Source organism: Nostoc sp. (genome assembly GCF_036917455.1).
Classification (GTDB): domain Bacteria; phylum Cyanobacteriota; class Cyanobacteriia; order Cyanobacteriales; family Nostocaceae; genus Nostoc.
On record NZ_JBALDK010000103.1, the window covers coordinates 1 to 11,827 of the forward strand.

8 protein-coding genes are annotated in these 11,827 nt (G+C 43.7%); 1 reads left to right on the plus strand and 7 read right to left on the minus strand.

The window, feature by feature from the left end; all coding sequences use genetic code 11:
* Positions 1-110: 110 nt before the first annotated feature.
* Both V7K42_RS11690 and V7K42_RS11695 read right to left on the minus strand, forming a co-directional pair.
* Positions 111-254: a hypothetical protein gene (locus tag V7K42_RS11690; protein WP_334916302.1), complete on the minus strand. Its 144-nt coding sequence runs from the start codon at positions 252-254 to the stop codon at positions 111-113.
* 386 nt (positions 255-640) lie between these two features.
* Positions 641-5,407 (minus strand): nSTAND1 domain-containing NTPase, encoded by a 4,767-nt coding sequence (locus V7K42_RS11695; protein ID WP_334916304.1) that lies wholly within the window; start codon positions 5,405-5,407, stop codon positions 641-643.
* Positions 5,408-5,585: 178 nt separating this feature from the next.
* On the opposite strand from V7K42_RS11695, the gene V7K42_RS11700 reads away from it, so the two are divergent.
* Positions 5,586-5,978: a CU044_2847 family protein gene (locus V7K42_RS11700; RefSeq protein WP_334916306.1), complete on the plus strand. Its 393-nt coding sequence runs from the start codon at positions 5,586-5,588 to the stop codon at positions 5,976-5,978.
* Positions 5,979-6,439: 461 nt separating this feature from the next.
* On the opposite strand, the gene V7K42_RS11705 is transcribed toward V7K42_RS11700, so the two are convergent.
* From V7K42_RS11705 to V7K42_RS11725, 5 genes are all read right to left on the minus strand, one after another.
* Entirely contained in the window at positions 6,440-6,619 is a 180-nt protein-coding gene (locus tag V7K42_RS11705) for a hypothetical protein (RefSeq protein ID WP_334916308.1), read from the minus strand.
* Positions 6,620-6,649: 30 nt separating this feature from the next.
* The gene (locus V7K42_RS11710) at positions 6,650-7,783 is read right to left on the minus strand and encodes a tetratricopeptide repeat protein (protein ID WP_334916309.1); all 1,134 of its coding nucleotides are present in this window, start codon (positions 7,781-7,783) and stop codon (positions 6,650-6,652) included.
* A 294-nt stretch (positions 7,784-8,077) separates the two neighbouring features.
* The gene (locus V7K42_RS11715) at positions 8,078-9,649 is read right to left on the minus strand and encodes an ammonium transporter (RefSeq protein ID WP_334916311.1); all 1,572 of its coding nucleotides are present in this window, start codon (positions 9,647-9,649) and stop codon (positions 8,078-8,080) included.
* A 1,426-nt stretch (positions 9,650-11,075) separates the two neighbouring features.
* Complete coding sequence (locus tag V7K42_RS11720; RefSeq protein ID WP_334916313.1) at positions 11,076-11,321, minus strand: tyrosine-type recombinase/integrase; 246 nt, start codon at positions 11,319-11,321, stop codon at positions 11,076-11,078.
* Positions 11,282-11,509, minus strand: coding sequence for a hypothetical protein (locus V7K42_RS11725; protein WP_334916315.1), 228 nt, complete (start codon positions 11,507-11,509; stop codon positions 11,282-11,284). The genes V7K42_RS11720 and V7K42_RS11725 overlap by 40 nt, the downstream gene beginning before the upstream one ends.
* Positions 11,510-11,827 lie beyond the last annotated feature (318 nt).

Genomic DNA, 11,827 nt, shown 5'->3' on the forward strand with positions numbered 1-11,827 from the left:
GCTTGAGGAAACTGCTAAATATAAAAAGTCACAATGATTCGCGTATGCCATACGCGAACCAATCTTCCCTTTCCACATCCCGTGAAAAGTCAGAACATCTTACAGGTAACTCAGGCTTTCTTCCAAAGTCCTTTGTACGGTTCGCGGGATAGCTGTGTATATCGAACGGTATGCTGAATATTTTTAGGGTCAGCATTTTCAATTTTACCAACTTTCGATAGTTGGGGATCTTCCTTTACGTTGATTGCAGACATACGTAAAGCTCCCGAAATGTATATCATCCTAAAAAGGAGTTTATTGCAGATTTTGGTTGAAATACCAACATTCGGTTAAAAGTTGGTATACGATTAGGCAATTTTAGAAAGATTTTCTGTAACAAGGCGTACGTCCGGTTCTGAGGAGGCGGGGTTACAGCAATGTAATCCTGTTACCCGACCACAGTCCTGCCTATATCGTGACCGTTTGGACAAATTATAGTTCAAATGACAGCTGTTACACTGCCCAAATCCGAGTGATGATTAAGCAAAATCTTCTCTAAATTTGAAGTTTTTAAATCGGTAATATTTCAGTTGGTAGAAGGGCAAAATAATCTTTTAAATTTGCGAAGTGTGCCCTGAAAATTGGTCTAGCGATTTCAAGACTACTTGAACTTGCTTTCTGAACATCTCTCCAAAAGTTTTTTATCACTCGCATCAACATTGGGGTTATGACGCAGGTAGCCTGCGAGCCAGTTGCAAGAAGTGGAGAGCAGCGAGTCAAGATCGAGACCTTCACGACACACATTCCAAAGTTTCACTGTACTATCATCACTTGCGGAAGCAAGAATGGTTCCGTCTGGGCTATAAGCTAAGGTCTGAACAGCCTTGCTATGGCCTTTGAGTGTGGTGAGCAAACTACCGTCTGCTGTGTTCCAAAGCTTCACGGTTTGGTCATAACTTGCGGAAGCAAGAGTGGTTCCGTCTGGGCTATAAGCTAAGGCTACAATCGTAAAGGTATGACCATCAAGTGTGGCAAGTAGGTTCCCGTCTGCTGCATTCCAAAGCTTAATAGTGTCGCCATAACTTGCAGAAGCGAAAGTAGTTCCATCCGGGCTATAAGCTAAGGTGATGACAGCCCTGCGATGGCCTCTGCATGTGGTGAGCAAACTACCGTCTGCTGCATTCCAAAGCTTCACTGTACTGTCATCACTTGCGGAAACGAGAATGGTTCCGTCTGGGCTGTAGACTACAGCTTTAACTTCATCATTATGACCTCCGAGGGTGCAGATCAGGCTTCCTTCCAATGCATTCCAAAGCTTTGCCGTTTTATCATAACTTACGGAAGCGAGGGTCTTTCCATTTGGGCTATAAGCAACAGCTATAATATCATGGCTATGACCTTGGAGAGTGAAGAGCAAGCTTCCGTTCTCTACATTCCACAACTTTACTGTGCGATCTTCACTTCCGGAAGCAAGGGTCTTTCCATCCGGGCCGTAGGCTATCACACCGACCTTACCCCTATGACCTTTAAACGTTGCAAGTAGGCTACCGTCTTCTGGGTTCCAAAGCTTCACTGTTTCGTCATTGCTTGCAGAAGCTAGGGTTGCTCCATCTGGGCTATAGACCACAGTTCTAACATTACCGCTATGACCTTCAAGAGCGTAGATCAGGTTACCGTCTGCTGGGTTCCAAAGCTTAAGTGTGCCTTTTTCAGTTACTGTGCCGTTAGGCAGGACTGTGCCTTCAAAATCTGAGGAAGCTAAGGTGGTTCCGTTAGGGCTGTAGTCTAACACAAGACCTTCCGTAGATATACGGATTTTGAGAGTAGTAAGCGTTTTGTCAGTGATGTTCCACAGCGTTACTTTGTGGTTATGACTAGCAGAAGCAAGAGTAGTTCCGTCTGGGCTGAAGGCTAAGGCCTTAACCATACCGCTATGATTAAGCGTGGTGACTAGTCTACCATTCTCTGCGCTCCACAACTTCACTGTGTAATCTCCACTTGTAGAAAGGATTGATCCTGCGGAAGCGAGGGTTTTTCCATCCGGGCTGTAGACCACGGTGCTAATCCCATCACTATAGTCTTTATCTCCAAGAGTAGTGATTAGACTCCCGTCTGCAATATTCCAAAGCTTTACTGTGCTGCCATCATGTGTAAGAAGGGTTTTTCCATCCGGGCTGTAGATTATATTGCAGATCAAGAATTTAGACCTATCGCTATGGTCAACAAGTGTAGTAAGTAAGCTCCCGTCTGCAACATTCCAAAGTTTTACTGTTTTGTCATCACTTACAGAAGCAATGATTTTCCCATCTGGGCTATACACTAAGGCTCTGAGGCGATCACTATGACCATCAAGAGTAGTGATTAGGTTCTTATCTGTTAAATTCCAAAGCTTCACGGTGAAAACATCCCAACTCGCAGAAGCAAAGGTTTTTCCATCTGGACTGTAGACCATTGTATCGATCTGTTTGGTATGAGTGTCGAGAGTGACGGGTAGACTACCGTCTGCTGCCCAAAGCGACAATATCGACAACTTCGCTGTATCATCCCAACTCGTAAAAGCAATGGTGCTTCCGTCCGGGCTATAGGCCACGGTTTTGAGAGAATCAGAATTGCTATTATGGGAAAAAGTAATGATTAGGCTCCCGGTCGCTGTATCCCACAACTTAGCCGTATCATCTCTACTCGCGGAAGCGAGGGTTTTCCCATTTGGGCTGTAGACCAAGGTCGTGACCCACTTGCTATGGCTTTTGAGAGTGAAGAGCAGGCTTCCGTTCTCTACGTTCCACAACTTCACTGTGTGATCTCGACCTGCGGAAGCGAGGGTTTTCCCATTTGGGCTGTAGACCAAGGTCGTGATCTCATCACTATGTCCTTCGAGCGTGAAAAGCAAACTTCCGTTCTCTACATTCCACAACTTCACTGTGTGATCTTCACTTCCAGAAGCAAGGGTTTTCCCATTTGGGCTGTAGACCACAGCCGAGACCTCACCTTTGTGGCCTTCGAGCCGCTGCGTTTCCTGAATCCGGTCGTAGAGCGTCTCTTGTAGCTTAGGAGCAATTTTTGAGGCGTTGTCCGGCAAAATTTCTGGTCGCTTCTCGCGCAACCACCGTACCCGCTCTGCCGCTCGCGTAATCGTCAACAACGAATCGAGCTGCTGGTAACGGCTCCATTGCACCTCTGCTAACATGTGCATAGCTTCGAGAATTTGTCTTTCTCTCTCTTTTTCTTCTGCGATCCAGGTTTCATAGCTAACTTGAACGAAAGTCTGAACGTTTTGACGGACATATCCCAATTGCTGATATTTTTCTACGCACTTTAAAGCAGCATCAAGACGAGCACCCACTAGCAGATATTTGGATTGTTGGTTATTAATCTGCCAGGTAACAGTATCATCTCGGAGTTGCCGAATGACAGGTAAGTCTTGACGATGTTTATTAAGCCAATATCGTAGCTGTTGCCAGTGGCGAATTGTGGCTTCATGTGCCAGCTCAATAACAACCGCATTCGGGTCATTTTCCGTAGGAACTTCATCGGTCACAACTAGACGGGCTTCTACCAGTTTTCCTAACACCTCATCCAACATAGATTCGGGGTGTATTTCACTGATTAGCTCTCGCTTCAATACCTGCCGCCGAGTATCTTCTGTCTCTTCACCAGGCTGCACTAATTCCACAAAAATACGCTGAACCAATCCTTGCTTAACCGTTGACTCTGCAAAGGATTCATACACAGCATTCGCCTGCTTCTCTAGTGCGCCTGCTACTCCGCCAATTCGGTCATAGCCCTCAAATGTGAGTTGATTGTCAAAATCAGTATCTTCTGATGTGTAACGAGTATGCCAATCTCGCCATAGCTCCGTTAGCGCATATTCCAGTAAAGGTAGACTGCCAGGAGCTTCCTTAATATGCTCCCTGAGACGATCTTGTAAATACGGAGCTACCTGCAAGCCCACTGTTGCAGCAGGTTTGTTAATCACCTCATCTAGTTCCGAATCTGTCAGCGGAGTTATATCCACCCGACAGTTCTTAATTCGTCCTGCTAAATTGCCATAGGATTGTTCTAGACATTTTCCCAAAAAGTCAGCTCTTAAGGTAACAACCAGACGCAGTTGACCCGCCAGAGTATCAACTGCTTCAAACAAGCAATCCAGAAAGTCTCTCCGTTCTTGCTCTTTCTCTTGGCTACCGCGACAGAGGGTAAAAATTTCTTCAAACTGATCCACTACTAAAACTATAGGTTGCTCATCGTCCTCTTTTATCAAATCTACCAACGCGGCTGCACCTTGTGCTTTGAGGTCAGCCAGGAAACTGCTCAACAGTGCTTCTCCTTGCTTCTTAGTTCGGAGTATTTCTGGGATAAATACTCCTGCTAAGTTCCTTAAAGGACTTTCCCCTGGTCGGATAATCGGTAAAATGTGCCAAGTTTCGGTACCAGAACGTCTTTTTCCCTGCTGAAGTTCATTGAGTAAACCCGCTCTGACTACGGAGGATTTGCCGCTTCCAGATGGCCCTAACACTGCTAAAAAATTGTGCTCATAAATCTGAGCTAAAAGCTCATCTGTCAGTGCTGTGCGCCCAAAAAACACCTTGACATCTTCTGGCGTGAAATCAAAAGCATTCAATGCTCGGTAAGGACAAACATCAACCTGCAACTCGTTTAAACCTTCTAAAGAGGTGCTGCCTGCTTTGATGTAGGTTAGATCGATGGGTTCCCCGACATTAAGGAATAGAGAGCGTTGCGGATACGTCTTCCGTACATTTTTAAGGTACTGATTTACAAAAGCACATAGAGACAGTGTATCGATCCATTGTCCTGGAACCCTCTCAGGATTTAGCCCTTGTAACAGACCATCTGTCAAAACACTGTAGGAACCACTCGTTAGCTCATAGGCTGATTCAATCTCTTGAGACGCAGCCACAAAACAGCGACTATATCCGGATTGTTCCCCTGGATTGGCATCCTTAACAGCGATTAGTCCTCCACTGTGGCAGCAGTCCAACCAGATAATTTGGCGTTTTACCGGACTGTCTCGTAGTAAGGCAGATAAGTAGGTCAGATCATAGCCCCATTTGTTATCTTCTGGGTTTGTATCACTCGTTGCTAGATAGCTCCTGCCCTCAAGGTGATCATAAAGACCATGCCCAGAGAAATAGAACAAGACTGTATCACTATAAGTTGTACCTCTGGGTTTGAAATACCGAACTAAAGCTTCTTGCAGTTGTCGAGTCGTGACCTGGCTTGTCTTGCCTGTTTTTAACCCATCATTGGCTTTGTCTTTCACCCCTGGCAAACGTTCAACCTGGAAAGGGGGAAAGCTGGATTCTAGCTGTTGGGCGATCGCTTCAGCATCTCTAGCAGGAGCTTCTAAGTTTTTTAGACCATGATAACCGTAAGTACTAATACCTACAGTTAATGCACTTCGCCCCATACTCTACGCCGCCTCAGCAATACCTGAGTGTATTATACTTTAATCTAGCTACATTCACGTAACTATTCACTCCCCCCGGCAAAATCGTCGAAACCCTAAATTTTTCGTTGAGAAGTAGGGGGATGTGAACGGTTACATATTCACCTTCAAACTCTGACCTATCAAGCTCTTTACCTCCATGAAAACCAAACTGGCTCCCCTGTTCATCGATAAAGATACAGTTGTTTACATTGAAATCACTGAAGATGTAGAAGCTACGGATGGAGCCACAGTTTTATCAACTTCAGAGGTTGATGAAGAAGAGGAGGAAGTTGCCAATGAAAAGGGTCTCAAAGAAGATTTTCAAAAGCACATTAAGGATCTCCAAAGCACCATTTTTGCCTACACAAACTACAGTCTTGCTGCTTTCAAAAAAGTAGCGATGGCTAATGTGGATAAAGTAACTTTGGAGTTTGGTATCGAAATTGGGGGTGAAACAGGTATCCCCTATGTTACGAAGGGCACGGCTAAAAGCAATCTTAAGATCCAGGTTGAATGTTCGTTCATAGATAATAAGAATAAGCAAGTTTAGTCGTAAAAGCTAGAAAAATGGGGTTAAGTCTTCATTAGACATCTCCGAAAAACAAAGAAGACCCCTCTCCAAACTTCTCCCCGAAGCGGAGAGAGGCTTTAAAATCCCCCTTTTCTTGTAGGGAAGGGGGGCAAGGGGTCAGGTCTGCATACAAAGAAAGCGTCTCAAAATCTTTTCCGGAGATGTCTATTATTGGAGTGGTTGGGAGCTAGTTACTTCGGGTCTGTCGATAACTTTGTGTAAATGGTCTGAGGTTATGGGAGTGAACTATCAAGGATTTCTGCCACTATTTTTTCACAGATGGCGGCTGGTGACAGCTATGTTACTGTAGAGCCAACATAGAGAATTTTACCAACAATGGGTCAAAAGTTGGTATTTACAAAGAATCTTTCTCACTCTAAGCGTGTGTTACACCTTTGAGCCATTACGTGTAATTAGTGACTATATATATTGATCTAACGTTAAGCTTTTTTGGCATTGAGCCGACAATCGGGTAATTTCCATTTAGATGGTAGAGAGTAGAGCATATACTCTTCACGCTTCAAGCCACCCTGATGTAGGAAAAATAGGTAAGCAACGGCTCTAAAATAAAGGTTGTTAATCTCTTGTAGTAAAGGTTTGGGGCTGCCAATGCTGGGCAACTGACTTGCTCCCGAATAGGCGCTTGGGAGCTAGTGAAGGTGATTAGGCTGGGGAGTGGCAGAGTTTATTTGTTTAATTTTCTCCAGAACTGCTTGGTAAGAGCTTGTGTTTCCAAGTTGTTTAAACAGGTCAGATGCTTTTTGCAAATCGGCAATTGCTAAATGCTGATCTCCTGAATTAGCGCGGGCAAGACCTCGGTTATAATACGCATCAGCATCCCCCGGGTTAATGCGTAAGGACTGGTTATAATCTTCGATTGCACCTTGAAAGTCTCCTGAACTAGCACGGGCAAAACCTCGGTTGCTGTAAGCTATAGCATCCCCCGGATTAATACGTAAGGCTTGGTTAGAATCTTCGATTGCACCTTGAAAGTCTCCTAAAGCTATGCGGGCAGCAACTCGGTTACTGTAAGCTATAGCATCTCCCGGGTTAATACGTAGGGCTTGGTTAAAATCTTCAATTGCACCTTGAGAGTCTCTTAAAGCTATGCGGGCAATAGCTCGGTTTTTGTAAGCTGTAGCATCCCCCGGGTCAATACGTAAGGCTTGGTTAGAATCTTCGATTGCACCTTTGATATCCCCTAAACTAGCACGGGCACCAGCTCGGTTGCTGTAAGCTGTAGCAATATTAGGGTTAATACGTAAAGCTTGATTAGAATCTTCAAGAGCGCCTTTGACATCTCCTAAATCTATGCGAGCAGAACCTCGGTAGCTGTAAGCTATTGCATCATTAGGGTTAATACGTAAGGCTTGGTTAAAATCTTCGATTGCCCCTTGAGAGTCTCCTAATTTTTTGTGAGCAAGACCTCGGAGGTCGTAAGCCAAGCCATAATTAGGGTTAATACGTAAGGCTTGGTTACAATCTTCAATTGCCCCTTGAGAGTCTCCTAAAGCTATGCGAGCAGTACCTCGGTAGCTGTAAGCTATTGCATCGTTAGGGTTGATACGTAGAACTTGGTTAAAATCTTCAATTGCCCCTTGAAAGTTTCCTGAATGAAGACGGGTAAGACCTCGGTTGATGTTGAATTGACCGTCTTTGGCATTGACTTGTGCTAAAAGTAAAATTAACTCTCTTGTTGTTGGTAAATTTTTCGCGTCGGCTCTAGGACTTTCTAATATTACTCCTAATACTAGCGTTGCAATAATTGCTTTCAATACCTTCATAAAAATGTTTCTCTTGATACTTGATAGCAAAATACTCCTCCTTTCACGCCAGATGAATAAATACACAAGTAGAAACAACTTTAGAATGTACCGTTTCAGAAAAAGTAGGTTTTGAAATTTCTGCAATAAATTGCAAACTTCTTGTTAGTTGCTCCCTTGCCCCTTCTGCTGAGATGTCGCCAAACTACAAATTACCGACTTTTTCTCCAAAAAAAAGCCCCACCGAGTGATGGGGATGAAGACTGATGGATTTTTGGCACTTTTCTCTGTTATGAGTGCGCTTGGCAAAACTCTCTATTTATTCACTTCTGGTAATGGAGAGCTGTCAGGGTTCACTGATGTACTGATGACATATTCAGGGTAGGCTGGTATGCCATGCTCGTGTAAATCCAAACCCTCCAATTCGCCTTCTTTCGACACACGCAGTGTCCCGGTCAAATTTACCAAATACATCAACCCTAGTGCCACAGCAAATGTAGACACAGTAATAATTAGGTTGCCGATAACTTGTGCGCTCAACACCTGTATTCCCCCACCATACAATAGACCTCTTAATGGTGCAGAGACATCAGGTAAGATGGGGCCACTCGCGCCGAATTCACCAGTGGCAAACAAGCCCAGCGACCACGTTCCCCAGATTCCGCAAAAACCATGTACAGGAACTGCACCGATGGGATCGTCAATACGAAGCCATTCCAAAAGGTCTATGCCCAGAATGACAACTACGCCAGCTACTGCCCCAATGATGATAGAACCTGTTGGATTCACCCAATAGCAAGGGCAAGTAATCGCAACCAAACCCGCCAAGAAACCGTTGACTGTGAAACTCAAATCCCACTTTTGTGTTTTCGGATATCCATAAAACAGTGCCGACAGACCGCCCGCACATGCTGCCAAGGTAGTATTAGCAGCAACCCGTCCAGTCCCCACAAAGTCCATCGCCGAAAGTGTCGAGCCGGGGTTGAAACCGTACCACCCGAACCACAGAATCAGACCGCCGGAAGCAGCAATTACAAGGTCATGGGGCAACATTGGCCCGCCACCGTCGCGCTTGAACCGACGACCCAAACGCGGTCCGAGGACAATCGCACCCGCCAGGGCAATGAATCCCCCAATGGTGTGAACAACTGTAGAGCCTGCAAAGTCATGAAAGCCAGTTCCCAAAAAAGGCAGGAAACCGTCTTTGCTGCCCATTGTTACCAGAAAACCGTCTGGCCCCCAAGCCCAGTGTCCGATAATTGGGTAGATAAATCCAGAAACGCCAATGCTGTAGAGAAGATCGCCAATAAACCCTGTCCGTCCAATCATTGCCCCAGAGGTAATCGTCGAGCAGGTGTCTGCAAAGGCAAACTGAAACAGCCAGAACGCCAGAAACGCCACACCTGAACTTTCATAAGTCGCGGGCGCACCTTGCAGGAAGAACCAATTCAGCCCAATCAAGCCGTTACCATGACTGAACATGAAGGCAAAGCCCCAGGCATAGAACAATAAACCGCAAAGACAGGTGTCAACGATGCATTCCATCAAGACATTGACAGTTTCACGAGAGCGACAGAAACCTGCTTCCAGCATCGTAAAACCTACCTGCATTGCGAATACTAGGAAGGCCGCTAGCAGCGTCCAGAGTGTATTAATCGGGTTAACGATGTCATTGCCTTTGAGTACTGGATCGGCTGCCAGAGCTGGTGTGACCATCAAATTGGGCATGAAGGCAAATACCATGAACAGCATCGCGATCGCCATTACCTTGCCCAGCAGTAGTAAGTAACCATAGCGCCTCCACTCTTTTTCACGCAAACGCTGTCCCAATCGTGCCAACTTGTTAACTTGCTGACTTTGCCCAACATTTTGAGGCAATTTTTTCATTGTGGGGAATTGATTGCTTTCAACCCAGAAAAAGCCTTTCTGGACTGGAGTAGATCCCGCCTTCATGAAAAAGACAATAAAGTTTGTTACCAAAGAGCCAAGTATGTTGAGCCAATTTCGGCTCTTTTTTCCCAAAGAACTACAAGCTTTAAACAAGATATTTTTTAGTCTGCTTCTCTTGTTACCCACTAAGTAAAACCTCCATCAAGGTAAGTATTTTTAAACAACTAAAACCTCAATTCTCAGTCAAGGTGTTGAGGAATAATCTGAAGTATTTATGTCAAATAAACTTGAGCGTGATTGTCTCAAAACTGATAGCCTATCACGTGACGATAGTTGCGGCACCATCAATAACAAAAAAGGAGTTTTTCTGTAAGTCTTTAACCACATTTTTTTAATATCAAAAACCCTGATATTCTGAGAAATCTGAATGTGACTTTACAGGAATCAAGTAAGAAATTTGACTAATTGTTTATTTATTTCTGATAAAAAACTGTATTAAAGAATACAGTTTATGCTCAGGATGTCGCATGAAGTTACTCCTGCCACATCAGATATAACCACTGTATTCTTTACAGGATCAGTATTTACCGATATTAAGATAGAAACATTCAGAATGTTATTAATTTTATATACAACAAGTCAATAATTTGTTACTTTTCGTGTTCACAGCCTCATGAATATCGTCACATTTTCGTCATGATTTTGTCATCTCTTCGTCAATCTAATATGTAACTATTACGCACCATAGGTTTATTCATTTTTAAGAAAAAAATTCCCAGAATTTTGGGAACACAATATGAAATATTTTGACCTGATAGTTAGATAAAAAAATTAATTATCCTAACTTATATCGATATTAAAGATGAACTTAAATTCATTTTATCTGGTTGTATAAATATCGTCGTAGACAGCAAATAATAACTTAACTAAAAGCTGACTACAGCATCAATACAAGTGCATCCCAACTCAAAACGATTGAATTTCAGTCAATATTTAATGCTTTTAAAAATCAATTAAGCGAGTATTTACCTAAATAGTTGAGAAGGCAGAAGGCAGAGGGCAGAAGGTTTTATTAAGAAGGGGATTCAGACCCCTCCTTAATAAGAGCGACCAAATTTTTAATTTGGTCGTGGTTTTAAACCCTTGTTTCCTTTGGTCACAGCAGAGATCAGGAGTCAGAATTTCCTTCTGCCTTCAGCAAGAACTGCCCTCTGCCTTTCTTCGATAAAAGGGTATCTCAAGTGTGGAGATACCCAGGTGTTTAAGAAAAATAATGTAAACAAGTTATGAATTTACCACACCATATCTGTATAGGACTTGGCGCTGGTGTGTCAGGGGTGTGTATTGGTATGGCGATTTTTGCTATAATCAAACTCAACTGCTTGAAAAACCTATAAACAGAATGGCTTCTACAGTCAAAATGTCATAACTCTCCCCAATCAAAATTCAGGAAGCGTCGAGCATTTAGCTTGGTATATTTTTCAGTGTGTTTGATATCGCGGTGTCCCAGGAAGTCTTGGATTTCCCTAGTGTTGTAACCCTGATTCACCAGATAATAACCGCAGGCATGGCGCATCATGTGACAGTGAACTTTGATATCAAGCCCAGCCTGCGCCGCCAGTCGCCCGATCAGCTTTCGTACCGCATCATTGTTTGTAAAATGTGACACTCGCATTCCGGTCTATTACGCACCCAAGTAATTTGAGAACCATCAAATAAGGGAATTTCTACTTGCCACCACTCCCCACCCCGTAGGCGACGATACCAGCGAAAGTTTGAGTAAGTCCAATCCAAAAGTTGCATAAGTGTCGGTGGGACGATAAAATTACCGCGACTGGAACCATAATATTGCTGCAATGGAGGCTGTAATGCCCATTATTTCGTGAAGCGCTCGTAGGACGTATCATCGGCAATGAGTGTAGATTCATACAACTAAATGCAAATTATACATTTACGAGTAAGTTTGAAATTTAATATTCATGTAAACTAATTACCGCAATTTACGAACTTAAGTAAACAAACAACGTCCTGATTTAGGACTACAAATCAATTGGGGTGAACGAAAAAAGATGTGGGAGAGTAGTAAGCTGCTACGCAGCTAAATTTAATAAACAGCATTACCTTTATTTTTAATCTTGCGCTCCCATTTAATAATAAGGCCTCCTTCATTTAACA

What these genes read in the sequence shown, in the direction of transcription:
- V7K42_RS11700 (WP_334916306.1), top strand. Translation starts at nt 5,586, where the DNA reads ATGAAAACCAAACTGGCTCCCCTGTTCATCGATAAAGATACAGTTGTT.
- V7K42_RS11715 (WP_334916311.1), bottom strand. Translation starts at nt 9,649, where the DNA reads ATGAAAAAATTGCCTCAAAATGTTGGGCAAAGTCAGCAAGTTAACAAG.
- V7K42_RS11690 (WP_334916302.1), bottom strand. Translation starts at nt 254, where the DNA reads ATGTCTGCAATCAACGTAAAGGAAGATCCCCAACTATCGAAAGTTGGT.
- V7K42_RS11710 (WP_334916309.1), bottom strand. Translation starts at nt 7,783, where the DNA reads ATGAAGGTATTGAAAGCAATTATTGCAACGCTAGTATTAGGAGTAATA.
- V7K42_RS11695 (WP_334916304.1), bottom strand. Translation starts at nt 5,407, where the DNA reads ATGGGGCGAAGTGCATTAACTGTAGGTATTAGTACTTACGGTTATCAT.